This window comes from Kluyvera sp. CHPC 1.2972, assembly GCF_036759925.1.
Lineage (GTDB): Bacteria > Pseudomonadota > Gammaproteobacteria > Enterobacterales > Enterobacteriaceae > Kluyvera.
Genome location: NZ_JAPKIB010000004.1, coordinates 63404 through 88694, shown reverse-complemented (window position 1 = coordinate 88694; position 25291 = coordinate 63404). Strand labels below are relative to the sequence as shown.

Here is a 25291-nt window from a genome sequence, read left to right as displayed (position 1 = left end):
AGTCTCCACAGTATATTTGAAAATGAACTCTAAGGGAAAGTGGTTGCGGGGGCCGGATTTGAACCGACGACCTTCGGGTTATGAGCCCGACGAGCTACCAGGCTGCTCCACCCCGCGCCTGAAACGTGGCAAATTTTACTCGTTTTGAGCAAAAAGTGCAAATAATGCTGGGATTTGGTACCGAGGACGGGACGTAAAATCGGCCTACAGTATAGTGACCTTGATCACAGCTTGTCAACCTCACATTCTATGCAGAAGAAATGCGTACGCCATCGCGGTATGGTAACCATGGCAACCGGCGCTGACGGCGCGGATTTTTTGAATAAAAATGCATGAATCCCTTCCGATGCCAGCCAAAACATGATTAAATGAAAACTCATTTATTTTGCATAAAAATTCACTGACAGCGAAAGCGATTTATCCTTCAGTCAATCAAGCAGGGTTTTACTTTATGACGACGATTCTCAAGCATCTTCCAGCAGGTCAACGTATTGGTATCGCCTTCTCTGGCGGTCTCGACACCAGCGCAGCGCTGCTGTGGATGCGACAAAAAGGAGCTGTCCCTTATGCATATACTGCAAACCTGGGCCAGCCTGACGAAGAAGATTATGATGCGATCCCTCGTCGTGCTATGGAATATGGCGCAGAGAATGCTCGCCTGATCGATTGCCGTAAGCAACTGGTTGCTGAAGGTATCGCCGCCATTCAATGTGGCGCCTTCCACAACACCACCGGTGGTCTGACCTATTTTAACACCACCCCGCTGGGCCGTGCCGTGACCGGTACCATGCTGGTTGCCGCCATGAAAGAAGATGGCGTTAACATCTGGGGTGATGGCAGTACTTATAAAGGCAACGATATCGAACGTTTCTATCGTTACGGCCTGCTGACCAACGCTGAGCTGCAAATCTATAAGCCGTGGCTTGATACCGACTTTATCGACGAACTTGGCGGCCGTCATGAAATGTCTGAATTCATGATTGCCTGCGGCTTCGACTACAAGATGTCCGTTGAGAAAGCCTACTCCACCGACTCCAACATGCTGGGCGCCACTCACGAAGCGAAGGACCTTGAGTTCCTGAACTCCAGCGTGAAGATTGTTAACCCAATCATGGGCGTGAAGTTCTGGGATGAGAACGTGAAGATCCCAGCAGAAGAAGTCACGGTGCGTTTTGAGCAAGGTCATCCGGTCGCGCTGAACGGTAAAACCTTCAGCGACGACGTCGAAATGATGCTGGAGGCGAACCGCATCGGTGGCCGTCACGGTCTGGGTATGAGCGACCAGATTGAAAACCGTATCATCGAAGCGAAGAGCCGTGGCATCTACGAAGCCCCGGGGATGGCGCTGCTGCACATTGCCTACGAGCGTCTGCTTACCGGTATCCACAACGAAGATACCATCGAACAGTATCATGCTCACGGCCGCCAGCTGGGTCGTCTGCTGTATCAGGGCCGCTGGTTCGATTCTCAGGCACTGATGCTGCGCGATTCCCTGCAACGTTGGGTTGCTAGCCAGATTACCGGTGAAGTGACCCTGGAGCTGCGTCGCGGTAACGACTACACCATCCTGAACACCGTGTCTGACAACCTGACCTACAAGGCTGAGCGTCTGACGATGGAAAAAGGCGAGTCCGTGTTCTCTCCAGACGATCGTATCGGTCAGTTGACCATGCGTAACCTGGATATCACCGATACCCGCGAGAAGCTGTTCGGCTATGCGAAGACAGGTCTGCTGACCGCCTCTTCCGCTACCGGCCTACCGCAGGTAGAGAACCTGGAAAACAAAGGTAAATAAGCCTGCGTTGAGAAGGTAAAAGGCCGCATGAGCGGCCTTTTTTGCATCTGGGGATTGCTTGGGTTCACTGAGATCCCGGCGTCACTGCGTTCGGCCGGGCTACTAAAAGTGCCCTATCGGCGCCGCCATTCTCCTGGCGTCTGGCCATAGTGCTTTTTGAAGGTTTTTGAAAACGATGCCAGCGACTGGAATCCGCAGCGTTCAGCAATGACATCAAGCCGGGCCTGTCGGTCCTGATGCAGCAATCGGGCGGCCATCGCCATGCGTAATTGGGTAAGCCAGGCCTGCGGCGTCAGGTGGTAAGCGCGGGCAAAGTGACGAGCAAAGGTCGCGCGCGATAAAAAGGCGCGGGCGGCCATACTTTCCATCGTCCAGGGCTGTTCCGGCATGGCCAGAACGGCCAGCACTGCGGGCATCAATCGTTCATCACGCATCAGGCGTAGTAAACCACCGGGCGGTTCCTCTGCTCCCAGCAGCGTTCGTAGCAGCAGAACCAGCAGCGTATCACCGAGGCTTCGCACAATCGCACTGCCTCCGGGATGCTCGGCCAGGCTTTCACGCACCAGAACGTTGAGCAGAATCTCCAGCTCCGGGCAATCTTCCCGCTCGTCGGTGTGCAGATGAATAAGCTCCGACTCTTCGGCGAACAGCCAGCTAACGTGCGGGCCAAAATAGAACTCGCCGCACAGCATCTCCAGCGCATCGCTCTCGCTGCCGGTACGCATTTCGGTCAGCGTACCGTTAAAGCGATGAGCCACTGGCAAAACCTGCCCCCACTCCACCAGGCTCTCCATCAGATGCGGCGAGCCGTGAGGCAACAGGATAACATCTCCCGCGCGCATATGCCGGGTTTGATTCCCCACGGTAAGACGCCCTTCCCCCCGCAGCACAAAATGCCAGGGCACGATGCCAGCACGCATCTGGTCGTGCCCCGCCTGCCAGCGCCCGCCGAAGCGACAGTGAAGATTCACTTCGCAGCGTGGGGCCAACAGCGTCAAGAGATGGCTAAGGCTATCCATAACACTCCTGAGACGATAAGACAAAAAGATGAGACGAAGAACGCCAGTCTAGCACGCCTCGTTCCACTAAGATGACGTCATTGCCACTACAAACCCTCTAGTAACAGGAGTATGTCATGAGCCGTTTAGCAGAAATTCGCGAACAAGATGCAACAGGTAAAGCCGCAGAGATCTTTAGCGGGATTAAAAAAGCGATGGGGAAAGTGCCAAATGCCTACCTGACCATCGGCGGGCATTCACCGGAGTCGCTGCAACAAGCATTGGCGCACAACGCCATGCTGCATAAAGGGAGCCTGAACGCGAAGGAATTGGAGGCGATCAACCTGGCGGTGAGCGAAGCCACCGGCTGCGATTACTGCCTGGCAGCCCACAGCATGATGGCGAAAAAAGCCGGCTTCAGCAGCGAACAGATTCGCGAGCTACGTCATGCAGAGTATGCTGAAGATGCTCACCTCGATGCGCTGGCTAAATTCTCACAAACGCTGGTGACCACCACGGGTACGCTGCCGGAAGCCGATGTTGCCGCACTGCGCGACGCCGGGTTCAGCGACCGTCAGGTGATTGAAGCCATCAGCGCCATCAGCGCTATTCTGTTTACCAATATGGTGAACCGGGTGAACGACACCGTAGTTGACTTCCCAAAGGCTGACTAGTCCGCAGAGTGCCGGATGGCGGCGTTGCCTTATCCGGCCTACGAAACCACGGTGGTTTTCTATAGACGAAAAAAAAGACGCTTTTCAGCGTCTTTCTTTCGGAATATTGGTACTGAGGATGGGACTCGAACCCACAAGCCCGTTAGGGCACTACCACCTCAAGGTAGCGTGTCTACCAATTCCACCACCTCAGCACGGATACTACTATTAATGCGGGATATCGCTGGCCGGCTGTGCCGGTGCCGCTGGCTGAGTCGTTTGCTCAGTCTTAGGCGCAGTCAGATTTTCCCACTCGCTTCCTTTATTGGTCTTGTTACTGTTGATGTTGCCCAGTACCAGACTGATAATGAAGAACAGCGTCGCAAACACAGCGGTCATACGGGTCATGAAGTTACCAGAACCGCTTGAACCAAACAACGTGCCGGAAGCGCCTGCTCCAAAGGAGGCTCCCATATCAGCGCCTTTACCTTGCTGCAGCATAACGAGGACCACAAGGCCAATCGCTACAATAAGGAAAACAACTAAAAGAGCTTCGTACATAATCAACCTGTTCCTTGCGGGGACACCGCGTACCAAGTGCTTCTACCAATAAAGCGGGATGTTTATGTTTCCCACTGAAGCGGGTGTGAATACTAACCAAAGCGAATGACCTTCGCAAGGGCAATTTCGACACATTGTATCAACTGCGGAAAAAAACAGCAAAACAACGCATAATCAGCAATAAAAAGGCGGCAAGCGCCACCTTTTTAATCACTTACATCACGGTTATACCGCTTTTACCGCATCGGCAATACGGTGAGCAAACGCAGTGACCTGCGTTTCTTCTTCACCTTCCACCATGACGCGAATCAGCGGCTCGGTGCCAGATTTACGCAACAGCACACGACCACGGTTACCCAGCGTCGCTTCGACTTCCGCCGCTGTCGCCTTCACAACCTCATTTTCCAGCGGGTTGGATTTACCGTCGGTGTAACGCACATTAACCAGCACCTGCGGGAACATCTTCATACCACTGCACAGATCGTGCAGGCTCATATGATTACGTACTATCGCCGCAATCACCTGCAGGCCAGCTACGATGCCATCACCGGTGGTGGTTTTATCCAGCAGGATAACGTGACCGGAGTTTTCCGCTCCAATGCGCCAGCCTTTCTCCTGCATTTTTTCCAGTACATAGCGGTCGCCGACCTTCGCACGAGTAAACGGAATACCCAACTGCTTCAGCGCCACTTCCAGACCCATGTTGCTCATCAGCGTACCTACCGCGCCACCGCGCAGTTGGCCCTGACGCAACGCTTCGCGTGCGATGATGTACATGATCTGATCGCCATCGACTTTGTTACCTTCGTGGTCAACCATGATGACGCGGTCGCCGTCGCCATCCAGCGCAATCCCCAGATCGGCTTTTTCCGCCAGCACGCGCGCCTGCAGCGCACGCACGTCGGTAGCGCCCACTTCTTCGTTGATATTCACACCGTTTGGCTCACAGCCGATAGCAATCACGTTCGCCCCCAGCTCGCGCAGTACGTTCGGCGCAATGTGGTAGGTGGCGCCGTTCGCGCAGTCAACGACGATTTTCAGATGGTTGAGGCTCAGTTCGTTCGGGAAGGTCCCTTTGCAGAACTCAATGTAGCGGCCCGCAGCATCGACGATACGGCTGGCTTTACCCAGCTCGGCTGAGTCCACACAGGTGATCTCTTTTTCCATTTCGGCTTCAATCGCTTCTTCCACCTCATCCGGCAGTTTGGTGCCGTCGATGGAGAAGAACTTGATACCGTTGTCATAGAATGGGTTATGCGATGCAGAGATAACGATGCCAGCTTCCGCGCGGAAAGTACGGGTCAGATAAGCGACCGCAGGCGTTGGCATTGGGCCGGTGAAGGAGGCAGACAGCCCCGCCGCCGCCAGACCCGCTTCCAGCGCTGACTCCAGCATATAGCCAGAAATGCGGGTATCTTTACCGATAATGATTTTACGCGAGCCGTGACTTGCCAGCACTTTACCCGCCGCCCAGCCGAGCTTCAGCACAAAATCAGGAGTGATTGGCGCATCGCCTACGCGGCCACGGATCCCATCGGTACCAAAATACTTGCGATTACTCATAACGTTTTTTTCCCTTCGCAGACAGCGTGGCTTCAACCACACGCATCGCCTCAACAGTTTCTTTGACATCGTGGACGCGAACGATATGCGCGCCCTGCATAGCTGCAATCACCGCACACGCCAGGCTGCCGCTAAGGCGTTCTGATGGCCCCACATTCAGCAGTTGGCCAATCATCGATTTCCGCGACATACCGACGAATAGCGGCAGGCCGAAATGATGGAATTCTGACAGGCGAGCAAGTAATGCGTAATTGTGGGAGAGATTTTTACCGAAACCGAACCCCGGGTCGAGCAACAATTTCTCTTTTCCGATCCCCGCACGTTCACAGCGCGCAATCTGCTCAACAAAATACTGATTGACCTCGGCAAAAACATCGTCGTATTTCGGCGCTTCCTGCATCGTTTTTGGATTGCCTTGCATATGCATTAGCGACACCGGCAGCCCGGTTTCCGCTGCAGCTTCCAATGCTCCCGGTTCGCTCAGCGAGCGGATATCGTTGATGATATGCGCACCCGCGCGGGCGGACTCACGGATCACCTCAGGTTTGGAGGTATCTACCGAAATCCACACTTCGAAGCGCTGGGCAATCGCTTCGACCACCGGGATCACGCGTGCCAGTTCTTCTTCCACGCTGACGTCCAATGCACCAGGGCGCGTCGATTCGCCGCCGACATCGATAATCGTCGCGCCAGCGTTAATCATCAGGTTCGCATGTTTCACCGCCTCAACCAGCGTATTGTGCGTGCCGCCGTCGGAGAACGAGTCCGGCGTAACGTTGAGGATCCCCATCACGTGTGGATGGGAAAGATCCAGGATGGAGCCCTGGGCGGTGAGTTTCATAGCGAATCCTTCTGAGTTCTTATTGGTGGCATAAAAAAACCCTGGAGCAAGCCCCAGGGTTTCAGGTGAAGCACAGTCATCAACGATGGGATAACTTATTTGTCGCCCAGCTGCTCTGACATGGTGCCAGAGTCCGGAGCACGTGGTTCATCAACAGGACGTGGCGCACTTGGTTTACCCGTATTGCCAGAGTTGTTGGATGAACCAGGTTCTTCCCAGCCCGCTGGCGGACGCACATCACGGCGAGCCATCAGGTCGTCAATCTGCGGTGCATCGATGGTCTCATATTTCATGAGCGCATCTTTCATTGAATGCAGAATATCCATGTTGTCGTTCAGGAGCTGGCGAGCACGAGCGTAGTTACGTTCGATAAGCGCTTTAACTTCCTGGTCGATGATACGTGCAGTTTCATCGGACATGTGTTTCGCTTTGGCGACGGAACGGCCCAGGAATACTTCGCCCTCTTCTTCCGCGTACAGCAGCGGACCGAGTTTGTCGGAGAAGCCCCATTGGGTCACCATGTTACGCGCCAGATTAGTCGCGACTTTAATGTCGTTCGACGCACCGGTAGAAACATGTTCTACGCCGTAAATAATTTCTTCTGCCAGACGACCGCCGTACAGGGTGGAGATCTGACTTTCCAGTTTCTGACGGCTGGCGCTGATAGCGTCGCCTTCAGGCAGGAAGAAGGTCACACCCAGCGCACGACCGCGTGGGATAATCGTCACTTTGTGCACCGGATCGTGCTCCGGTACCAGGCGACCGATAATCGCGTGGCCTGCTTCGTGATAAGCGGTAGATTCTTTCTGCGCTTCCGTCATCACCATGGAGCGACGTTCCGCACCCATCATGATTTTGTCTTTCGCTTTTTCGAACTCAACCATCGATACCACGCGCTTGTTGCCGCGCGCTGCAAACAGTGCTGCTTCGTTCACCAGGTTCGCCAGATCTGCACCGGAGAAGCCAGGGGTACCACGAGCAATGATTGCTGCATCAATATCAGGTGCCAGCGGCACGCGACGCATATGCACTTTCAGAATCTGTTCACGACCGCGAACGTCCGGCAGACCGACCACAACCTGACGGTCGAAACGACCTGGACGCAGCAGGGCTGGGTCAAGTACGTCTGGACGGTTAGTCGCCGCGATAACGATGATACCTTCGTTACCTTCGAAGCCATCCATTTCAACCAGCATCTGGTTCAGCGTCTGCTCACGTTCATCGTGACCACCGCCCAGACCTGCGCCACGCTGGCGGCCTACGGCGTCGATTTCATCGATGAAGATGATGCACGGTGCCGCTTTCTTAGCCTGCTCGAACATGTCACGCACACGAGATGCACCGACACCCACGAACATTTCTACGAAGTCAGAACCGGAAATGGTGAAGAACGGTACTTTCGCTTCGCCAGCAATCGCTTTTGCCAGCAACGTTTTACCGGTACCCGGAGGGCCAACCATCAGCACGCCTTTCGGGATTTTACCGCCCAGCTTCTGGAAGCGGCTCGGCTCACGCAGGTACTCAACCAGCTCACCCACCTCTTCTTTCGCTTCGTCGCAGCCTGCAACGTCGGCAAAGGTGGTTTTAATCTGGTCTTCCGTCAGCATGCGCGCCTTGCTCTTACCGAACGACATGGCACCTTTGCCACCGCCGCCCTGCATTTGGCGCATGAAGAAGATCCAGACGCCGATCAGCAGCAGCATCGGGAACCAGGAGATGAAGATAGAAGCCAGCAGGCTTGGTTCTTCAGGCGGCTCACCAACCACTTTGACGTTTTTCGTCAGCAGGTTGTCAAGCAGCTTCGGATCGTTAACCGGGATGTAAGTCGTGTAACGGTTACTATCTTTCTTGGTAACGTTGATCTCACGTCCGTTGATACGCGCTTCGCGAACCTGGTCGTTATTGACCTCTTGCAGGAAGGTAGAATAATCCACCTTATGGCCGTTCGATTCGCTGGGCCCAAAGCTCTGGAATACTGACATCAGCACAACGGCAATGACCAGCCAGAGTATTAGGTTTTTCGCCATGTCACTCAAGGGATTAACCTCATATTACAACTGTGTTAAAAACAGCGTCAGGATACTCTATATCCAGTTTCTTTCAAACTTTCGTTTGAAAAACCACCGTCTATCACTTTCGCCCGGTCGCTACAATGTACACTTCACGTGAACGCGCACGAGAAGAGTCCGGCTTACGAACTTTAACCTTCGTAAACAGGGAGCGAATTTCCCTTAGATACTCATCGAAGCCTTCGCCCTGGAACACTTTCACTACAAAATTTCCGCCCGGCGCTAGCACATCACGAGCCATTTCAAGCGCCAGTTCCACCAGATACATGGCCCGGGGGATGTCAACCGCCGGCGTTCCGCTCATGTTTGGTGCCATATCTGACATGACAACTTGTACTTTACTGTCACCCACGCGTTCCAGTAATGCCTTCATCACGAGTTCATCACGAAAATCGCCCTGAAGGAAGTCCACACCAACGATTGGATCCATAGGTAGAAGATCGCAAGCGATAATGCGGCCTTTGCCGCCAATCTGCGTGACCACGTACTGTGACCAGCCTCCCGGTGCGGCACCGAGGTCGACAACCGTCATCCCCGGTTTAAAAAGTTTGTCACTTTGCTGTATTTCATCAAGTTTAAACCAGGCACGGGAACGTAACCCCTTTTTCTGTGCCTCTTGAACATATTTATCGCTAAAGTGTTCCTGAAGCCAGCGGCTTGAACTGGCAGAACGCTTTTTACCTGTCATTTAACATTCCCATCGGGGCAGTTCATCGTAGCCTTTCGGCGTAAATTTCTACGCATCGTTTGGCGATATATGGGAGATGGCGGTAGAATGACCCGTTTTCAATCCCAACGTAAGCAAAAATATACGATGAATCTGAGTACTAAACAAAAACAGCACCTGAAAGGTCTCGCACATTCGCTCAAGCCTGTAGTTATGCTTGGCAACAATGGTTTGACCGAAGGGGTACTGGCCGAGATTGAACTAGCGTTAGAGCACCATGAACTTATCAAGGTGAAAGTCGCCTCGGAAGACAGAGAGACCAAAACTTTGATTGTGGACGCTATCGTTCGCGAAACCGGCGCCTGTAATGTACAGGTCATCGGTAAGATACTGGTGCTTTATCGCCCTGGTAAAGAACGCAAAATCTCGTTGCCACGTTAAGAATATCCTAATTTCTGACACAACATTGTGTTAAATGAGGGATTTTCTCTACGAGGGCTAGCAACATGCCACGCTCTTATGCTTGATAAAAGGCCGCTATGCGGCCTTTTTCTTATCTTTACACTTGCTCAATAATTTCAGTGTTGAACAAATTTTACAGATAATCCACGTTGATGATTTCGAATTCAACTTCGCCACCCGGGGTACGGATGGTCACCACGTCGTCCTGCTCTTTGCCGATCAGCCCACGCGCAATCGGTGAGTTGACGGAAATCAGGTTCTGTTTGAAGTCAGCTTCGTCATCACCCACGATGCGATAAGTCTGCTCTTCGTCGTTATCCAGGTTCAGCACCTTCACGGTGGCACCGAAGATCACACGGCCATTGTTCGGGATCTTGGTGATGTCGATAACCTGCGCATTGGACAGCTTCGCTTCGATATCTTTGATACGACCTTCGCAGAAGCCCTGCTGCTCACGGGCAGCGTGATACTCTGCGTTTTCTTTCAGGTCGCCGTGCTCGCGCGCTTCAGCGATAGACGCAATGATTTCTGGGCGGCGAACTGACTTCAGAAAGTCCAGCTCTTCACGCAGTTTTTCTGCACCACGAAGGGTCATCGGAATAGCTTGCATTGTTATACCTCTTAAACATTCCTGTAGGGAGCGGTTCGCCCCGCTCCGGCTGCTAAGCCCGCCTGGGTCGCTATTAACACCAGGCCAGAAGCAAAAGAAAACCGACCCGGGTACGAAGCCCCAGGTCAGCAGCAATTTTTAATTTGATACGTATTTTACCCCGAAGTTCACTACGGGTCATCGTTTACTTTACAGGGCGTTGCGCCGTAGTATGACGGCTTGTTTCCAGGTTGTTAGCGCGAGAATATGCGATTTCCTAGATTTATCATCGGATTGACTACCAGTATAGCGTTTAGCGTTCAGGCCGCGAATGTTGATGAATATATCAATCAGCTTCCCGACGGGGCCAACCTCGCGCTTCTGGTACAGAAAGTGGGCGCACCCGCGCCGCTGATTGATTATCACGGCCAGCAGATGGCGCTGCCGGCCAGTACCCAAAAGGTGCTCACCGCGCTGGCCGCCCTGCTCCAGCTTGGCCCGGATTTCCGCTTTACCACCACGCTTGAGAGCAAAGGCAGCGTGGACAATGGCACCCTGAAGGGCGACTTAATTGCGCGATTTGGCGGCGATCCTACGTTAAAACGTCAGGATATTCGCAATATGGTCGCTACCTTGAAAAAGTCGGGCGTACAGAATATTGACGGTAACGTGCTAATCGATACCTCCATCTTCGCCAGCCACGATAAAGCCCCAGGCTGGCCGTGGAACGATATGACCCAGTGCTTTAGTGCACCGCCTGCGGCCGCTATTATCGACCGCAACTGCTTCTCGATTTCACTTTATAGCGCCCAGAAAGCTAACGATTTGGCGTTTATTCGTATTGCCTCTTACTACCCGGTGACCATGTTCAGTCAGGTACGTACGCTGGCCAAAGGCTCGCCGGAAGCACAGTACTGCGAGTTGGACGTCGTGCCAGGCGACCTGAACCGCTATACGCTCACCGGCTGCCTGCCGCAGCGCACGGACCCACTGCCGCTGGCATTCGCCATTCAGGATGGAGCCAGCTACGCCGGGGCGATTATCAAAGACGAGCTGAAGCAGGCCGGGATTACCTATACCGGAACCCTTCTGCGCCAGACGCTGGTCAACGAGCCGGGGACGGTCATCGCCAGCAAGCAGTCGGCACCGTTGCACGACCTGCTGAAAATCATGCTGAAGAAATCAGACAACATGATTGCTGATACCGTATTTCGCATGATTGGCCATTCGCGCTTTGGCGTGCCTGGCACCTGGCGCGCGGGTTCCGACGCGGTTCGCCAGATTCTGCGTCAGCAGGCTGGCGTGGATTTAGGCAACACGATTATCGCTGACGGCTCCGGCCTGTCGCGCCATAACCTGCTGGCGCCAGCGACCATGATGCAGGCGCTGCAGTACATCGCCCAGCATGATAACGAGCTGGACTTCATCTCAATGCTACCGCTTGCCGGACACGATGGTTCGCTACAGTACCGCGCGGGTCTGCATCAGGCTGGCGTAGATGGCAAGGTTTCGGCAAAAACCGGCTCACTGCAGGGCGTATACAACCTGGCGGGCTTTATTACCACCGCGAGCGGGCAACGCATGGCGTTTGTACAGTATCTGTCGGGGTACGCGGTGCCGCCGGCGGATCAGCGTAATCGACGCATTCCGCTGGTACGCTTTGAGAGCCGGTTGTACAAGGATATTTATCAGAACAACTGATAAAAAAGGGCCGCAAACGCGGCCCTTTTTATTTGATATTTGTAGCCCGGACGAAGTGTGATAACACCGACTCCGGGGGATCCCGGCGTCACTTCGTTCGGCCGGGCTACAGTGGACGTTGAATTAACGTTTGTAGATGAACTCAACGCCTTCTTCGTCGTCTTCATCCCAATCGTCATCCCACTCTTCGTCTTCAGCTTCTGCGGCGACTTCGTCCAGCTGCTGACGATGGTAGTCATCCCACATGAACTCGACTTTCTCTGGCTGTTTCGCTTCTTCAGCCTGAGCAATTGGGTTCTCGATGATGAAGTTCATCACATCCCAACACAGGTCTTTCACGCCAACCTGGCTTGCTGCGGAGATCAGGTAGTACTTATCTTCCCAACCCATCGCTTCGGCAATCGCTTTAGCTTTAGCTTCAGCTTCCGCTTTATCCATGGTGTCGATCTTGTTGAAAAGCAGCCAGCGTGGCTTACTCGCCAGCTTCTCGCTGTATTTCTCAAGCTCACCAATGATGATTTTTGCGTTTTCAGCCGGATCGGAGCCGTCGATCGGATCGATATCGATGATATGCAGCAGTACACGGCAGCGCTCAAGGTGCTTCAGGAAGCGGATACCGAGGCCAGCGCCTTCGGATGCGCCTTCAATCAGCCCAGGAATATCGGCGATCACAAAGCTCTTCTCGTTGTCTACGCGCACCACGCCAAGGCTTGGCACCAGCGTAGTAAACGGATAGTCAGCCACTTTCGGTTTAGCCGCGGAAACCGCACGGATAAAGGTCGACTTACCGGCGTTCGGCATACCCAGCATGCCCACGTCCGCCAGCAGCATCAGTTCGAGCTGCAGGTCGCGCTTATCGCCTGGCGTACCCATGGTTTTTTGACGCGGCGTACGGTTAACGGACGATTTAAAACGGGTGTTACCCAGACCGTGCCAGCCACCTTTAGCGACCATCAGACGCTGACCGTGTTTGGTCATGTCGCCCATGGTTTCGCCGGTGCCCTGATCGATAACACGCGTACCGACCGGCACCTTGATAGTGACATCTTTACCACGTTTACCGGTACAGTCACGGCTTGCACCGTTCTGACCACGCTCGGCGCGGAAAGATTTTTCGAAACGGTAGTCGATCAAGGTGTTCAGGTTCTCGTCGGCTTCCATCCAGACGTCGCCGCCATCACCGCCATCGCCACCGTCAGGGCCGCCACGTGGAATATATTTTTCACGGCGGAAGCTTACGCAACCATTACCGCCATCACCTGCTACGACCAGGATCGTTGCTTCATCAACAAACTTCATTTTACTCTCCGTAAATCATTCGCCTGCGCGGGGTAACGGAACAACCGCTTCACGCTTACGCCACCGCCCCCAAAGACGATGACCAATGGCGGAATACATCGCGCCCGCAACCACGACAAACGCACCGAGGTAACCAATAAGGTTCAACATCGGTCTGGCGAAGAAATCGGGCCAGGCCATTGATAACAAATCTGAAAATAACAGGGTAAACAGAGGAGTCAGCGTGATTAACGCGCTCACCTGTGCCGCCTGCCAGCGCGCCATGGCTTCCGCCAGCGCCCCATAACCGACCAGTGTGTTCAGACCACAGAAGATCAGACAGGCTAGCTGCCAGTCGCTCAGTTGCCCGATAACCTCAGGCTTGGCTAATGGCAGCAATGAAATTGTACATAAAGTGTACAATAAAAAGAGGATCTGCTGTGAGGCCAGACGCCGCAATAACACCTTTTGCGCGACACCGTAGCTCACCCAGACCATCGCCGCGCTAACCCCAAAAATGACACCCCAGGTGTAATCGGTCAGGCGGGTAAAAATTTCAATCAGACTGGTGTTAAAGAACATCACCAGCCCGCAGATAAGCATGATTGCGCCAACTATCTGCGTACCGCGCATCTTCTCTTTAAGAATAAAGACGCTGGCGACCATCATCCCGACGGGCGAGAGTTGGCCAATAACCTGAGATGCCGTCGGACTCACATACTGCAGCGATGAGCTAAACAGCACGAAGTTACCGAACAGCCCGCCGGTAGCGATAAGTAGCAGCACAAGCCAGCGTGGGTCGCGAAACAACCGCAAAGAGGGCAGCTTGCGCTTCCAGGACAAAATGAGGCCAAGACCACAGCTTGCCATCAGAAAGCGATAGAAGACGATTGTGGGCGGCTCCATGACCTCCAGAACCTGCTTCATGGCAATCGGAAGTGCGCCCCAGCATACTGCTGTGGTGAGCGCCAATAGAATGCCAATGCCCGCCTGCTGCTTCATACCGGATTCCCTGCCCTGAAACGGTGGTACAACCCATCATTTTTCTGGCGTCGAATGTAAAAAGCCCCGCAACACGTTGCGGGGCTTTCATCCGTTACCGGGACGCGAAAAACTTATTCAGCAACGATGCTGATATAACGACGGTTTTTCGGGCCTTTCACTTCGAATTTCACTTTACCGTCTGCTTTAGCAAACAGAGTGTGGTCTTTGCCGCAGCCTACGTTAGAGCCAGCGTGGAACTGAGTACCACGTTGACGAACGATGATGCTACCAGCCAGAACGGATTCGCCGCCAAAGCGTTTTACGCCAAGACGTTTAGCTTCTGAGTCGCGACCGTTACGAGTCGAGCCACCAGCCTTTTTATGTGCCATTTAATCTGCTCCCCTTAACTTAAGCGCTGATGCCAGTAATTTTCACATCAGTGAACCACTGACGATGGCCCTGCTGCTTACGGTAGTGTTTACGACGACGAAACTTAACGATTTTAACTTTCTCGCCACGACCGTGAGCAACAACTTCAGCTTTGATAACGCCGCCATCAACGAAAGGAACGCCGATTTTGACTTCTTCACCGTTTGCGATCATCAGAACTTCAGCGAATTCAACAGATTCGCCAGTTGCGATGTCCAGCTTTTCCAGGCGAACGGTCTGACCTTCGCTAACTCGGTGTTGTTTACCACCACTTTGGAAAACCGCGTACATATAAACTCCGCTTCCGCGCACAACTTTATGTGATTCAGAGTGCGCTATAAATATTCACAATAGGGCGCGAATATTACGCAAAACGCGAGCCTTTGACAAGTGCTACCATCAATACATGCAGAAAAAAAATACAACCTGCACGGCAGCGTTTATCTGAGGCGTTTTTTCAGTACAATCGTCCCTACAACTCTAACGTAAAACCTTCGTTATCCCCTATGGATAAGTGGTAAACAGGACACTAAGCCCGGCTTTTGAGATGAATCTACAACAAATCAATGAGTTAACCGCGCAGGATATGGCGGGTGTCAATGCGACGATTCTTGAGCAGCTCAACTCGGACGTCCAATTGATCAATCAGCTTGGCTATTACATCGTCAGCGGCGGCGGGAAACGGATTCGTCCGATGATCGCCGTACTGGCTGCTCGTGCCGTTGGCTATCAGGGAAATGCCCACGTCACTATCGCTGCGCTGATCGAATTTATTCATACCGCGACACTGCTGCACGACGACGTTGTCGATGAGTCCGATATGCGTCGCGGCAAGGCGACAGCAAACGCGGCCTTTGGTAACGCAGCCAGCGTGCTGGTTGGCGACTTTATCTATACGCGCGCCTTCCAGATGATGACCAGCCTCGGTTCGCTGAAGGTGCTGGAAGTCATGTCTGAAGCGGTAAACGTCATCGCGGAAGGCGAAGTCCTTCAGTTGATGAACGTCAACGACCCGGACATCACCGAAGAGAACTACATGCGCGTCATCTACAGCAAAACGGCGCGTCTGTTCGAAGCGGCGGCGCAGTGTTCAGGTCTGCTTGCGGACTGTACGCCTGAGCAAGAGAAAGGGCTGCAGGACTACGGCCGCTATCTCGGCACCGCTTTCCAGTTGATTGACGATCTGCTCGACTACAGCGCCGATGGTGAAACGCTGGGTAAAAACGTGGGCGATGACCTCAACGAGGGAAAACCGACGCTGCCGCTGCTGCACGCTATGCGTAACGGCACTCCGGAGCAGGCTCTGCTGATTCGTGGCGCTATTGAGCAGGGCAACGGTCGCCATCTGCTTGAGCCGGTGCTGGACGCGATGGCCGCCTGCGGTTCACTGGAGTGGACGCGCCAGCGCGCTGAGGAAGAAGCAGACAAAGCGATTGCTTCCCTGACATCGCTGCCGGATACCCCATGGCGCGATGCGCTTATCGGGCTTGCCCATATCGCCGTTCAGCGCGATCGCTAATCCCTGCTCACTGAGCTAAAAAGTTTCACAAAGCGCCGAAAGGCGCTTTTTCTTACCCAAAATTTGATGTTTTCCTAATTTAATCAAACTTACTAGAACTCTTTATGAACTTACCGAAAAGAGCGATACAGTATATTCCTCACTCAACGTATCGAGTTAACAACCGTTTTCAGGGAGGAAGTATGGAGCAGTTTAACGACTGGCATCCCGCCGATATTATCGCGGGGTTACGTAAAAAAGGGACATCAATGGCGGCAGAATCACGTAAGCACGGCCTAAGTTCATCCACGTTAGCCAACGTGCTTTCACGTCCATGGCCGAAAGGTGAGATGATCATTGCCAGCGTACTGGAGACGGACCCTTGGGTCATCTGGCCGTCACGTTATCACGATCCGATCACCCACGCATTTGTCGACAGAACGCAGTCTATTCGCGGACGTAAGCGGAAGAATTAGCGGAATAAGAGGAAAAAAGCGCCCATTGGTGTCCATGGGCGCTTGAATAGCAGCGGCGATTATTCGCCTTTGATACGTTCGATATTGGCGCCTAAAGCACTCAGTTTATCTTCAATGCGCTCGTAGCCGCGATCGATGTGATAGATACGATCGACGATCGTAGTGCCCTGAGCAATACAGCCAGCTAACACGAGGCTTGCAGAGGCTCGCAGGTCAGTTGCCATCACCTGTGCGCCGGAGAGCTGCTCAACGCCGTGGCAAATCGCGGTGTTGCTTTCGATTTCTGCACGAGCGCCCATACGGATAAGTTCAGGAATGTGCATGAAGCGGTTTTCGAAGACCGTTTCAGTGATCACGCCAGTGCCTTCCGCAACCATGTTCAGCAGCGTGAACTGAGCCTGCATGTCCGTCGGGAATGCCGGATGTGGCGCGGTACGCACGTTTACCGCTTTCGGGCGCTTGCCGTGCATGTCCAGGCTTATCCAGTCTTCACCGACTTCAACATCCGCACCGGCTTCACGCAGCTTCGCCAGAACGGCATCCAGCGTATCCGGCTGCGCGTTGCGGCAGACAATTTTCCCGCCGGAGATCGCTGCCGCCACCAGGAAGGTGCCGGTTTCAATGCGGTCAGGCAGAACGCGGTAGACGCCGCCACCCAGACGCTTCACGCCTTCGATGGTGATGCGATCGGTACCCTGGCCCGTTACCTTAGCGCCCATGGCGTTGAGGAAGTTCGCCGTATCGACGATTTCCGGCTCACGCGCGGCGTTTTCGATGATGGTGGTGCCTTCCGCCAGCGTCGCGGCGGACATGATGGTGACGGTCGCGCCAACGCTGACCATGTCCATCACGATATGCGCACCTTTCAGACGACCGTTAACGGTCGCTTTGACGTAACCTTCTTCCAGCTTAATTTCTGCACCCAGTTGCTCAAGACCAGAGATATGCAGGTCGACCGGACGCGCACCGATGGTGCAGCCACCCGGCAGAGAAACCTGACCCTGACCAAAACGCGCTACCAGCGGCCCCAGCGCCCAGATAGAAGCGCGCATGGTTTTCACCAGGTCGTACGGCGCACAGAAGACGTTTACTGAGCCCGCGTCGATCCACACGGAGCCATTACGCTCAACTTTTGCACCCAGCTGAGTCAGCAGCTTCATGGACGTATCAACGTCTTTCAGCTTCGGTACGTTCTGGATTTCTACCGGGTCTTCTGCCAGCAAAGCGGCAAATAGAATCGGCAGGGCAGCGTTTTTAGCACCGCTAATGGTGACCTCGCCCTGAAGGCGGGTTGGCCCCTGCACACGAAATTTATCCATCAAATCTAATCTCTGTTAAGTATTCACGTTCGCCACCGGAAAAGTGCGCACACTTTTCCCCTGGCTCAAAAACCGTTGAGTTTGCGATCGCGTGCCCACTCTTGTGGGGTATACGCCTTGATCGACAGGGCATGAATGCGGTTATCCGCAAGGTACTCCATCAGCGGGCCGTAGATCGTCTGCTGCTTCTTGACCCGGCTCATGCCATCAAACATCTCACCCACGGCAATAACCTGGAAGTGGCTGCCATCGCCAGAAACGAGAACTTCCTGAAGGGAGAGTGCGTTCATCAGCACGGTCTGAATTTCATTATTTTCCATAGGTTCGCATTTCATTTGAGAGTGAAAACAAGCCCCACATCTTAGAGGAAAGTGGCGCGGTCTTAAACAAGCAAAAAGCCCCATCGTTGAGATTGATGGGGCTTTGTCAGAAACCACAACAGTAACGTGCTGAAACTGTTAGGGGATCATGCCTTCTGGCAGGTTGTACAAGCTTTTCAGGGTCACCAGCTTTTCGCTGACCCCTTCCAGGCTCGGCGTACGACCCTGCGCGCGGATAAGCTCAACCAGGTGCACCAGCAGCGCCAGGCCCGCCGTATCGACGCGGCTCAGGCCGCTGAGGTCGAGAACCGATACCTCCTGCGTGGCTTCGTTTCTGGCATCCCAAAGGGACACCAGAAAGTCCTGATCCAGTTCACCGTGCAGCGCCAGGCGTTCGCCGTCGCGCTTCCAGCTTAGCTGTTCAGCCATTATTTTTTCTGTTCCATGGTGATTGGCTGAGCAGAAATGGATTTCAGCTGTGCGGTCAGGCCATCAATGCCCTTCGTGCGCAACAGGTCGCTCCATTCGTTCTGCTTGGTGGTGATCATGCTCACCCCTTCCGCAATCATGTCATACGCCTGCCAGTTACCCGTCTGGGTATTTTTACGCCACTGGAAGTCCAGGCGCACCGGAGGACGGCCGTTAGGGTCAATGATGGTTACGCGGATAGGCACGATGGTCGCATCGCCCAGCGGTTGTTCTGGTGCAATCTGGTAGGTCTGACCGTGGTACATCGCCAGCGCCTGACCGTACGCCTGCTTCAGGTATTCACGAAACGCGGTGAAGTAAGCTTCACGCTGCGCAGGCGTCGCGTCTTTATAGTAACGGCCCAGCACCAGCGCACCGGCGTATTTCACCTGCACGTACGGCAGCAGTTCCTGATCGACCACGTCGCGGAGGTAGTTCGGGTTAGAACGAATCTTCGGTTGTTCATTCTTCAGGCGATCGAACGTCTTCTGCGCCGCTTCATTCATCAGCTTATAAGGGTTAGTTTGGTCTGCCGCAGTGGCCGCCGTTAACGGCGCAATCACCAGCATGGCGACCATCAGTAAACGTTTAAACATGTCGAGTATCTCCTGAGATTAATTCGTCGCGCCAGTGGCAGGCGTCGCCGTACCAGTATGTCCGTCTGTAGAACCCTGCGCATCGCCTGAATTCTGATTGTCGCTGCCTTTACTGTTGTAAAGGAACTGGCCAATCAGGTCTTCCAGTACCATCGCTGATTTAGTGTCCTGGATGGTACCGCCATCTTTAAGAATAGACGTTCCCAGGTCAGGATCTTCAAAGCCGACGTTCAGCGCCAGATACTGTTCACCCAGCAGACCTGAAGTACGAATGGCCAGCGAGCTGGTATCAGGAATATGGTTATAGCGATCTTCGATGTCGATTGCGACGCGCGGTAAGTAGGTTTTCGGATCCAGTTCAATGTCCGCAACGCGACCAATCACCACACCGCCAATCCGCACCGGTGAACGGTTTTTCAGGCCGCCGATGTTATCGAAGGTGGCGTAAATGCGGTAGGTTGGTTCTGATTTCATTGACGAAACGTCCGCCGCCTTCAGGCAGATAAACAGCGCCGCCAGCAGGGCAACCAACAGAAAAATACCAACCCAGATTTCACTCTTTTTCGTTTGCATTCACTCAATTCCCAAACATCAGTGCCGTCAGCACAAAGTCCAGCCCAAGAACCGCCAGCGAGGAGTGCACCACGGTGCGCGTCGTCGCCCGGCTAATTCCGGCAGAAGTGGGGATCGCATCGTAACCGTTAAATAACGCAATCCATGTCACCGTAATGGCGAAAACAACGCTCTTGATCAGGCAGTTCACCAGATCCAGACGCCAGTCCACCGCATTTTGCATTGCCGACCAGAAGAACCCGGCATCAATACCCTTCCAGCTCACGCCGACCAGCGAACCGCCCCAGATGCCAACCGCCACGAAGATAATGGTCAGCAACGGCAGCGAGATAACTCCTGCCCACAAGCGAGGGGAGATAACGCGACGCAGCGGATCCACCGCCATCATCTCCATGCTGGAGAGCTGCTCGGTAGCGCGCATCAGGCCAATTTCCGCCGTCAGCGCAGAACCCGCGCGTCCGGCAAACAGCAGCGCGGCAACCACCGGCCCCAGTTCGCGCAGCAGCGACAGCGCCACCAGCATGCCAAGACTGGTCTCAGCGCTATAGGTGGTCAGCACCAGGTAACCCTGCAGCCCCAGCACCATGCCGATAAACACGCCCGACACGATGATGATAACCAGGGAGAGCACGCCGACGTTATACAGCTGGCGAACCAGCAACGGCGCGTGTTTGCGGAACTCCGGCTTGCCGACAACGGCATTGAATAACATTAACCCAGCGCGCCCAAACGTCGCGACGGTCTTAATCCCGCGATGTCCAAGCGCTGCCAGTGCATTTAACAGCATGAGTAGATTAGCTCCCTGTGCCGATGAGATCGCGGCGATAGTCGCCCGCAGGATAACGGAACGGCACCGGGCCGTCGGCAATACCGTCGAGGAACTGACGCACTCGAGGATCGCTATTTTCCTGCAATGAAGAGGCGCTGCCGTGCGCGACAATTTTCTGGTCCGCCACGATATACGCGTAATCCGCAATGCTCAGCACTTCCGGCACATCGTGAGAAACCACAATACAGGTGACACCCAGCGCACTGTTGAGTTCAGAAATCAGCTTCACCAGCACGCCCATGGTGATAGGGTCCTGACCGACGAAAGGCTCGTCGAACATGATGAGATCCGGCTCCAGCGCAATAGCGCGCGCCAGCGCGGCACGACGGGCCATACCGCCGGACAACTCCGATGGCATCAGCATTGCAGCCCCGCGCAGGCCAACGGCCTCCAGCTTCATCATCACCGTGCTTTTCAGCAGCGGCGCCGGTAGACGGGTGTGCTCGCGAATCGGATACGCCACATTGTCGAACACGTTCATGTCGGTAAACAGCGCACCGGACTGAAACAGCATGCTCATACGCTTGCGCACGGTATAGAGGCGGGAGCGTGACATCTTCGGCACGTTCTCACCATCAAAGAGGATCTCTCCGCTATCTGGGGGGATCTGCCCGCCAATCAGGCGCAGCAGCGTGGTCTTGCCAATCCCCGACGGGCCCATAATCGCGGTGATTTTTCCGCGCGGCACCGAGAGCGAGATATTGTCGAAAATGACCCGACTACCACGTGAAAACGTGACGTCTCGCACCTCGACCAGATTCTCGATATTTTGGCTCATAGGCTTACCTTTCCAGGTCCTTAAGTAGAGCAAACTCCTGCTTGCCCCCGCATTCTTACAGAATCCTAACCGCTCTGGTTAACGAAATCTGGCATTTGTTTTACTTTTCCAGCGCATAAAGTCAAAATTAGGAATTCGTTACGTCCAGACGTGCGGACCGACGATTATACCCGAATAAAGGACTTTAGATGCTTTTAGCTACGGCTCTGTTAATAATTGGTTTACTTCTGGTGGTCTACAGCGCCGACCGCCTCGTGTACTCCGCCTCGATTCTGTGCCGTGCTTTAGGTGTCCCTCCTCTGATTATAGGTATAACCGTTGTCAGCATCGGTACCTCGCTGCCGGAAATCATCGTCTCTGCCGCCGCCTCCCTGCACGGGCAGGTCGATCTGGCCATCGGCACCGCCGTCGGATCCAACATCGTCAACATTTTGCTGATCCTCGGACTGACCGCCCTGTTCCACCCATTTACCGTGCATTCTGATATTCTGCGCCGCGAATTACCGCTAATGTTGGTAGTGAGCCTGGTCGCAGGCTATGTGTTGTATGATGGCGAACTGTCATGGTTTGACGGTGTCTTCTTATTTATTCTGGCCGGGCTCTGGCTGTTGTTTATCATTAAAATAGCCCGCCTTGCCGAGCGCGAGGGTAACGACAAATTTACCCAGGAGCAGTTGGCCGAACTGCCGCGCGATGGGTCGCTGCCCGTAGCCTGCCTCTGGCTCGGCGTAGCGCTGATTATCATGCCGATGGCGACCCAGATGGTGATTGATAACGCCACCGTGCTGGCCAACTACTTCGCAATGAGCGAACTGACCATTGGCCTGACGATTATCGCGCTGGGTACCAGCCTGCCGGAGCTGGCGACCGCCATTGCGGGTGTACGTAAAGGTGAAAACGATATTGCGGTCGGCAATATCATCGGCTCGAATTTCTTTAATATTGCTATCGTGCTGGGGCTTCCCGCCCTTATCGCGCCGGGGGCGTTTAACCCTCTCGCGTTTACCCGGGACTACGGCGTGATGATGCTAGTCAGCGTGGTCTTCGCCCTGCTGTGCTGGCGCCGCCGCCAGGTTGGCCGCGTCGCGGGCGTGTTGTTGATCGGCGGGTTTGTGGTATGGCTGGCGCTGCTCTACTGGGGCACGCCGCTTTTCATCGAATGAACTGGGATAACACTATGTCGCAAATAGATTTGCCGTCAGATTTCGACTTCCAGCAGGCAGGAAGGGACGTTCTGGCGATTGAACGGGAAGGGCTGGAACAGCTAGATCAATACATTAACCAGGATTTCAGCGCCGCCTGCGAGAAGATCTTCTACTGCACCGGCAAAGTCGTGGTCATGGGGATGGGTAAGTCCGGGCACATTGGTCGCAAGATGGCGGCCACCTTCGCCAGCACCGGAACCTCCGCCTTCTTCGTTCACCCAGGCGAAGCAGCGCACGGCGATTTAGGCATGGTCACGCCGCAGGACGTCGTCATCGCCTTATCCAACTCCGGCGAGTCCAATGAAATTCTGGCGCTCATTCCAGTATTAAAACGTCTTCGCGTGCCGCTTATCTGCATGACCAGTCGTCCGGACAGCAGCATGGGCCGCGCAGCGGATATTCATTTATGCGTCAAGGTTCCGCGAGAAGCCTGCCCGCTCGGGCTGGCCCCAACCTCCAGTACCACAGCAGCACTGGTGATGGGCGATGCGTTGGCGGTGGCATTACTGAAAGCACGCGGCTTTACCGCTGAAGATTTTGCCCTTTCGCACCCCGGCGGCGCACTGGGTCGTAAGCTTCTGCTGCGCGTTAACGATATTATGCATACGGGCGATGAGATTCCGCACGTCAGCGTCGACGCGTCGCTGCGCGATGCCCTGCTGGAGATCACCCGCAAAAATCTGGGCATGACCGCCATCTGCGATGACAATATGCAGATCAAAGGTATTTTCACCGACGGTGACCTGCGACGCATCTTCGATACCGGCGCCGATGTGCGCAGTCTCGGCATCGCTGACGTGATGACGCCGGGCGGTATTCGCATTCGCCCTGGTATGCTGGCGGTCGATGCGCTGAACCTGATGCAATCCCGTCATATCACCTGCGTGCTGGTTGCCGATGGCGACCATCTGCTAGGTGTGATACATATGCACGACCTACTGCGCGCAGGCGTAGTGTAATCAAGGATATATAGAATGAGTAATGCTGTCGCATCGGTCGCCACCTGTTATGGCCCGGTGAGTCCACAATTTATGGCGAAGGCGGAGAAAATCCGCCTGCTGATCCTCGACGTTGACGGGGTGCTTTCTGACGGCCTTATCTACATGGGCAATAGCGGTGAAGAGCTAAAAGCTTTTAACGTCCGCGATGGCTACGGCGTGCGTTGCGCCCTCACCTCTGATATCGACGTGGCGATTATTACCGGGCGAAAGGCTAAACTGTTAGAAGACCGCTGCGCCACGCTCGGCATCACCCATCTTTACCAGGGGCAGTCGGATAAACTGATCGCCTACCGCGAGCTGATAGCAAAACTGCATCTCCAGCCGGATGAAGTTGCCTACGTGGGTGATGACCTGATCGACTGGCCGGTGATGGCAGAAATTGGTCTTAGCGTGGCCGTCGCAGATGCACACCCCCTGCTGCTGCCGAAAGCCGATTACGTGACGCGTATTGCGGGCGGCCGCGGCGCGGTTCGTGAAGTCTGCGACCTGCTGCTAATGGCACAAGGGAAGCTGGAAGAAGCCAAAGGGCAATCGATATGAGTAAAACCAGACGTTGGGTTATCATTGTGCTATCGCTGGTTGCGCTTGTCCTGATCGGCCTGAATCTTGCCGATAAAGACGACAGCGCCCAGGTGGTGATTAACGCAAGCGACCCAACCTACAAAAGCGAACATACCGATACCGTGGTGTACAGCCCCGAGGGCGCACTCAGCTACCGGTTAATTGCCGAGCACGTGGAGTATTTTTCCGATCAGGCGTTGTCATGGTTTACCCATCCTTTTTTGACAACCTATGACGCCAACAAGGTGCCGACCTGGTCGATTAAAGCAGATAAAGCCAAGCTCACTAATGATCGCATGCTGTATCTCTATGGGCACGTTGAAATCAACGCGCTGACAGAAGACTCACAACTGCGTAAGATTACGACGGATAATGCCCAGGTAAACCTGACGACTCAGGACGTTTCCTCTGACGATCTGGTGACGTTATACGGAACAACATTTAATTCCAGCGGCCTGAAAATGCGCGGCAATTTACGCAGCAAAAACGCCGAGCTGATTGAAAAGGTTAGAACCTCTTATGAAATTCAGAACAAACAAACTCAGCCTTAAGCTGGCACTTGCCGGTTCCTTGCTGGCCGCCAGCCTGCCGGCAATGGCGCTTACCGGTGATACCAATCAGCCGATTCATATTGAATCCGATCAGCAGTCGCTGGATATGCAGGGCAACGTCGTGACCTTCACCGGTAACGTCGTGGTAACCCAGGGCAGCATCAAAATCAACGCCGATAAGGTCGTCGTAACCCGTCCGGCGGACCAGAAAGGCAAAGAAGTCATCGACGGTTACGGTAACCCGGCAACCTTCTACCAGATGCAGGACAACGGCAAGCCGGTAAAAGGCCGCGCCTCGAAAATGCATTATGAGCTGGCAAACGACTTCGTGGTGCTGACCGGCAATGCTTACCTTGAGCAGTTGGATAGCAACATTAAAGGCGACAAGATTACTTATCTGGTCAAAGAGCAGAAAATGCAGGCGTTTAGCGACAAAGGTAAACGCGTAACCACCGTGCTGGTTCCATCGCAGCTGCAGGACAAGTCCAAAGACCAGGCTCCGGCACAGAATAAGAGTAACTAATTC

Annotated in this window: 29 protein-coding genes and 2 tRNA genes; 11 read left to right on the top strand and 20 right to left on the bottom strand. The window is 54.2% G+C overall.

Going from position 1 to position 25291, the window contains the following annotated elements; genetic code table 11:
• Nucleotides 1–40: 40 nt before the first annotated feature.
• Nucleotides 41–117 (bottom strand) — tRNA-Met (locus V6944_RS08710).
• A 334-nt stretch (nt 118–451) separates the two neighbouring features.
• Between V6944_RS08710 and argG the strand changes: the two genes are divergently transcribed.
• Nucleotides 452–1795, top strand: coding sequence for an argininosuccinate synthase (gene argG, locus V6944_RS08705; RefSeq protein ID WP_333496250.1), 1344 nt, complete (start codon nt 452–454; stop codon nt 1793–1795).
• Nucleotides 1796–1908: 113 nt separating this feature from the next.
• On the opposite strand, the gene V6944_RS08700 is transcribed toward argG, so the two are convergent.
• Entirely contained in the window at nt 1909–2814 is a 906-nt protein-coding gene (locus V6944_RS08700) for an AraC family transcriptional regulator (RefSeq protein WP_333498671.1), read from the bottom strand.
• Between the two features lie 116 nt (nt 2815–2930).
• Here V6944_RS08700 and V6944_RS08695 point away from each other — a divergent pair, with 116 nt between their 5' ends.
• The gene (locus V6944_RS08695; RefSeq protein ID WP_333498670.1) at nt 2931–3467 is read left to right on the top strand and encodes a carboxymuconolactone decarboxylase family protein; all 537 of its coding nucleotides are present in this window, start codon (nt 2931–2933) and stop codon (nt 3465–3467) included.
• A 107-nt stretch (nt 3468–3574) separates the two neighbouring features.
• Here V6944_RS08695 and V6944_RS08690 read toward each other — a convergent pair.
• From V6944_RS08690 to rlmE, 6 genes are all read right to left on the bottom strand, one after another.
• Nucleotides 3575–3661, bottom strand: a tRNA-Leu gene (locus tag V6944_RS08690).
• 13 nt (nt 3662–3674) lie between these two features.
• Nucleotides 3675–4007, bottom strand: coding sequence for a preprotein translocase subunit SecG (gene secG / locus V6944_RS08685; protein ID WP_333498669.1), 333 nt, complete (start codon nt 4005–4007; stop codon nt 3675–3677).
• A gap of 225 nt (nt 4008–4232) precedes the next feature.
• On the bottom strand, nt 4233–5570 hold the full coding sequence (gene glmM / locus V6944_RS08680) for a phosphoglucosamine mutase (RefSeq protein WP_333498668.1): 1338 nt from the start codon (nt 5568–5570) through the stop codon (nt 4233–4235).
• A complete protein-coding gene (gene folP / locus V6944_RS08675; RefSeq protein ID WP_333498667.1) occupies nt 5563–6411 on the bottom strand; it encodes a dihydropteroate synthase in 849 nt (282 codons plus the stop codon). The genes glmM and folP overlap by 8 nt, the downstream gene beginning before the upstream one ends.
• 95 nt (nt 6412–6506) lie before the next feature.
• The gene (gene ftsH / locus V6944_RS08670; RefSeq protein ID WP_333498666.1) at nt 6507–8438 is read right to left on the bottom strand and encodes an ATP-dependent zinc metalloprotease FtsH; all 1932 of its coding nucleotides are present in this window, start codon (nt 8436–8438) and stop codon (nt 6507–6509) included.
• Nucleotides 8439–8541: 103 nt separating this feature from the next.
• Nucleotides 8542–9168, bottom strand: a complete 627-nt coding sequence (rlmE, locus tag V6944_RS08665) for a 23S rRNA (uridine(2552)-2'-O)-methyltransferase RlmE (RefSeq protein ID WP_035891117.1) — start codon at nt 9166–9168, stop codon at nt 8542–8544.
• Nucleotides 9169–9294: 126 nt separating this feature from the next.
• Between rlmE and yhbY the strand changes: the two genes are divergently transcribed.
• Nucleotides 9295–9588, top strand: a complete 294-nt coding sequence (yhbY, locus tag V6944_RS08660) for a ribosome assembly RNA-binding protein YhbY (protein ID WP_185667939.1) — start codon at nt 9295–9297, stop codon at nt 9586–9588.
• A 154-nt stretch (nt 9589–9742) separates the two neighbouring features.
• Here the strand turns inward: yhbY and greA are convergent, their stop codons facing one another.
• Nucleotides 9743–10219, bottom strand: coding sequence for a transcription elongation factor GreA (gene greA / locus V6944_RS08655; protein ID WP_220440885.1), 477 nt, complete (start codon nt 10217–10219; stop codon nt 9743–9745).
• Nucleotides 10220–10465: 246 nt separating this feature from the next.
• Between greA and dacB the strand changes: the two genes are divergently transcribed.
• A complete protein-coding gene (gene dacB, locus V6944_RS08650) occupies nt 10466–11899 on the top strand; it encodes a serine-type D-Ala-D-Ala carboxypeptidase (RefSeq protein WP_333498665.1) in 1434 nt (477 codons plus the stop codon).
• A 123-nt stretch (nt 11900–12022) separates the two neighbouring features.
• Here dacB and cgtA read toward each other — a convergent pair whose 3' ends face one another.
• The 4 genes from cgtA to rplU form a co-directional block, all read right to left on the bottom strand.
• On the bottom strand, nt 12023–13198 hold the full coding sequence (cgtA, locus tag V6944_RS08645; RefSeq protein ID WP_220440883.1) for an Obg family GTPase CgtA: 1176 nt from the start codon (nt 13196–13198) through the stop codon (nt 12023–12025).
• A 15-nt stretch (nt 13199–13213) separates the two neighbouring features.
• Nucleotides 13214–14179: a DMT family transporter gene (locus V6944_RS08640; protein ID WP_333498664.1), complete on the bottom strand. Its 966-nt coding sequence runs from the start codon at nt 14177–14179 to the stop codon at nt 13214–13216.
• 113 nt (nt 14180–14292) lie between these two features.
• Nucleotides 14293–14550: a 50S ribosomal protein L27 gene (rpmA, locus tag V6944_RS08635; protein WP_035891128.1), complete on the bottom strand. Its 258-nt coding sequence runs from the start codon at nt 14548–14550 to the stop codon at nt 14293–14295.
• 19 nt (nt 14551–14569) lie between these two features.
• Nucleotides 14570–14881 (bottom strand): 50S ribosomal protein L21, encoded by a 312-nt coding sequence (gene rplU, locus V6944_RS08630; protein WP_003025032.1) that lies wholly within the window; start codon nt 14879–14881, stop codon nt 14570–14572.
• 256 nt (nt 14882–15137) lie between these two features.
• Between rplU and ispB the strand changes: the two genes are divergently transcribed.
• Nucleotides 15138–16109, top strand: coding sequence for an octaprenyl diphosphate synthase (gene ispB / locus V6944_RS08625; protein ID WP_333498663.1), 972 nt, complete (start codon nt 15138–15140; stop codon nt 16107–16109).
• A 182-nt stretch (nt 16110–16291) separates the two neighbouring features.
• Nucleotides 16292–16564 (top strand): DNA-binding transcriptional regulator SfsB, encoded by a 273-nt coding sequence (gene sfsB, locus V6944_RS08620; protein WP_333498662.1) that lies wholly within the window; start codon nt 16292–16294, stop codon nt 16562–16564.
• Nucleotides 16565–16623: 59 nt separating this feature from the next.
• On the opposite strand, the gene murA is transcribed toward sfsB, so the two are convergent.
• The 7 genes from murA to mlaF all read right to left on the bottom strand — a co-directional run bounded on the left by murA (nt 16624) and on the right by mlaF (nt 21447).
• Complete coding sequence (gene murA, locus V6944_RS08615; RefSeq protein WP_333498661.1) at nt 16624–17883, bottom strand: UDP-N-acetylglucosamine 1-carboxyvinyltransferase; 1260 nt, start codon at nt 17881–17883, stop codon at nt 16624–16626.
• Between the two features lie 65 nt (nt 17884–17948).
• On the bottom strand, nt 17949–18203 hold the full coding sequence (gene ibaG, locus V6944_RS08610) for a BolA family iron metabolism protein IbaG (RefSeq protein ID WP_035891140.1): 255 nt from the start codon (nt 18201–18203) through the stop codon (nt 17949–17951).
• A 138-nt stretch (nt 18204–18341) separates the two neighbouring features.
• Nucleotides 18342–18632, bottom strand: coding sequence for a lipid asymmetry maintenance protein MlaB (gene mlaB / locus V6944_RS08605; protein WP_333498660.1), 291 nt, complete (start codon nt 18630–18632; stop codon nt 18342–18344).
• Entirely contained in the window at nt 18632–19267 is a 636-nt protein-coding gene (mlaC, locus tag V6944_RS08600; RefSeq protein ID WP_333498659.1) for a phospholipid-binding protein MlaC, read from the bottom strand. Before mlaC ends, mlaB begins: the two co-directional genes overlap by 1 nt.
• Nucleotides 19268–19285: 18 nt before the next feature.
• Nucleotides 19286–19840, bottom strand: a complete 555-nt coding sequence (gene mlaD / locus V6944_RS08595) for an outer membrane lipid asymmetry maintenance protein MlaD (protein ID WP_333498658.1) — start codon at nt 19838–19840, stop codon at nt 19286–19288.
• Between the two features lie 4 nt (nt 19841–19844).
• On the bottom strand, nt 19845–20627 hold the full coding sequence (mlaE, locus tag V6944_RS08590) for a lipid asymmetry maintenance ABC transporter permease subunit MlaE (protein ID WP_185667800.1): 783 nt from the start codon (nt 20625–20627) through the stop codon (nt 19845–19847).
• Nucleotides 20628–20634: 7 nt separating this feature from the next.
• The gene (gene mlaF / locus V6944_RS08585; RefSeq protein ID WP_333498657.1) at nt 20635–21447 is read right to left on the bottom strand and encodes a phospholipid ABC transporter ATP-binding protein MlaF; all 813 of its coding nucleotides are present in this window, start codon (nt 21445–21447) and stop codon (nt 20635–20637) included.
• A 188-nt stretch (nt 21448–21635) separates the two neighbouring features.
• Here mlaF and V6944_RS08580 point away from each other — a divergent pair, with 188 nt between their 5' ends.
• The 5 genes from V6944_RS08580 to lptA are packed head-to-tail and all read left to right on the top strand — an operon-like array spanning nt 21636 to nt 25288.
• A complete protein-coding gene (locus V6944_RS08580) occupies nt 21636–22610 on the top strand; it encodes a calcium/sodium antiporter (RefSeq protein WP_333498656.1) in 975 nt (324 codons plus the stop codon).
• A 14-nt stretch (nt 22611–22624) separates the two neighbouring features.
• Nucleotides 22625–23611, top strand: a complete 987-nt coding sequence (gene kdsD, locus V6944_RS08575) for an arabinose-5-phosphate isomerase KdsD (protein WP_317983845.1) — start codon at nt 22625–22627, stop codon at nt 23609–23611.
• A gap of 15 nt (nt 23612–23626) precedes the next feature.
• On the top strand, nt 23627–24193 hold the full coding sequence (gene kdsC, locus V6944_RS08570; RefSeq protein WP_185667797.1) for a 3-deoxy-manno-octulosonate-8-phosphatase KdsC: 567 nt from the start codon (nt 23627–23629) through the stop codon (nt 24191–24193).
• Nucleotides 24190–24765, top strand: a complete 576-nt coding sequence (gene lptC, locus V6944_RS08565; protein ID WP_333498655.1) for an LPS export ABC transporter periplasmic protein LptC — start codon at nt 24190–24192, stop codon at nt 24763–24765. Before kdsC ends, lptC begins: the two co-directional genes overlap by 4 nt.
• Complete coding sequence (lptA, locus tag V6944_RS08560) at nt 24734–25288, top strand: lipopolysaccharide ABC transporter substrate-binding protein LptA (protein ID WP_333498654.1); 555 nt, start codon at nt 24734–24736, stop codon at nt 25286–25288. Before lptC ends, lptA begins: the two co-directional genes overlap by 32 nt.
• The last annotated feature ends 3 nt before the right edge of the window (nt 25289–25291 follow it).

Coding starts and splice junctions, on each gene's coding strand:
- argG (WP_333496250.1), top strand. CDS start 452: ATGACGACGATTCTCAAGCATCTTCCAGCAGGTCAACGTATTGGTATC.
- V6944_RS08700 (WP_333498671.1), bottom strand. CDS start 2,814: ATGGATAGCCTTAGCCATCTCTTGACGCTGTTGGCCCCACGCTGCGAA.
- V6944_RS08695 (WP_333498670.1), top strand. CDS start 2,931: ATGAGCCGTTTAGCAGAAATTCGCGAACAAGATGCAACAGGTAAAGCC.
- secG (WP_333498669.1), bottom strand. CDS start 4,007: ATGTACGAAGCTCTTTTAGTTGTTTTCCTTATTGTAGCGATTGGCCTT.
- glmM (WP_333498668.1), bottom strand. CDS start 5,570: ATGAGTAATCGCAAGTATTTTGGTACCGATGGGATCCGTGGCCGCGTA.
- folP (WP_333498667.1), bottom strand. CDS start 6,411: ATGAAACTCACCGCCCAGGGCTCCATCCTGGATCTTTCCCATCCACAC.
- ftsH (WP_333498666.1), bottom strand. CDS start 8,438: ATGGCGAAAAACCTAATACTCTGGCTGGTCATTGCCGTTGTGCTGATG.
- rlmE (WP_035891117.1), bottom strand. CDS start 9,168: ATGACAGGTAAAAAGCGTTCTGCCAGTTCAAGCCGCTGGCTTCAGGAA.
- yhbY (WP_185667939.1), top strand. CDS start 9,295: ATGAATCTGAGTACTAAACAAAAACAGCACCTGAAAGGTCTCGCACAT.
- greA (WP_220440885.1), bottom strand. CDS start 10,219: ATGCAAGCTATTCCGATGACCCTTCGTGGTGCAGAAAAACTGCGTGAA.
- dacB (WP_333498665.1), top strand. CDS start 10,466: ATGCGATTTCCTAGATTTATCATCGGATTGACTACCAGTATAGCGTTT.
- cgtA (WP_220440883.1), bottom strand. CDS start 13,198: ATGAAGTTTGTTGATGAAGCAACGATCCTGGTCGTAGCAGGTGATGGC.
- V6944_RS08640 (WP_333498664.1), bottom strand. CDS start 14,179: ATGAAGCAGCAGGCGGGCATTGGCATTCTATTGGCGCTCACCACAGCA.
- rpmA (WP_035891128.1), bottom strand. CDS start 14,550: ATGGCACATAAAAAGGCTGGTGGCTCGACTCGTAACGGTCGCGACTCA.
- rplU (WP_003025032.1), bottom strand. CDS start 14,881: ATGTACGCGGTTTTCCAAAGTGGTGGTAAACAACACCGAGTTAGCGAA.
- ispB (WP_333498663.1), top strand. CDS start 15,138: ATGAATCTACAACAAATCAATGAGTTAACCGCGCAGGATATGGCGGGT.
- sfsB (WP_333498662.1), top strand. CDS start 16,292: ATGGAGCAGTTTAACGACTGGCATCCCGCCGATATTATCGCGGGGTTA.
- murA (WP_333498661.1), bottom strand. CDS start 17,883: ATGGATAAATTTCGTGTGCAGGGGCCAACCCGCCTTCAGGGCGAGGTC.
- ibaG (WP_035891140.1), bottom strand. CDS start 18,203: ATGGAAAATAATGAAATTCAGACCGTGCTGATGAACGCACTCTCCCTT.
- mlaB (WP_333498660.1), bottom strand. CDS start 18,632: ATGGCTGAACAGCTAAGCTGGAAGCGCGACGGCGAACGCCTGGCGCTG.
- mlaC (WP_333498659.1), bottom strand. CDS start 19,267: ATGTTTAAACGTTTACTGATGGTCGCCATGCTGGTGATTGCGCCGTTA.
- mlaD (WP_333498658.1), bottom strand. CDS start 19,840: ATGCAAACGAAAAAGAGTGAAATCTGGGTTGGTATTTTTCTGTTGGTT.
- mlaE (WP_185667800.1), bottom strand. CDS start 20,627: ATGCTGTTAAATGCACTGGCAGCGCTTGGACATCGCGGGATTAAGACC.
- mlaF (WP_333498657.1), bottom strand. CDS start 21,447: ATGAGCCAAAATATCGAGAATCTGGTCGAGGTGCGAGACGTCACGTTT.
- V6944_RS08580 (WP_333498656.1), top strand. CDS start 21,636: ATGCTTTTAGCTACGGCTCTGTTAATAATTGGTTTACTTCTGGTGGTC.
- kdsD (WP_317983845.1), top strand. CDS start 22,625: ATGTCGCAAATAGATTTGCCGTCAGATTTCGACTTCCAGCAGGCAGGA.
- kdsC (WP_185667797.1), top strand. CDS start 23,627: ATGAGTAATGCTGTCGCATCGGTCGCCACCTGTTATGGCCCGGTGAGT.
- lptC (WP_333498655.1), top strand. CDS start 24,190: ATGAGTAAAACCAGACGTTGGGTTATCATTGTGCTATCGCTGGTTGCG.
- lptA (WP_333498654.1), top strand. CDS start 24,734: ATGAAATTCAGAACAAACAAACTCAGCCTTAAGCTGGCACTTGCCGGT.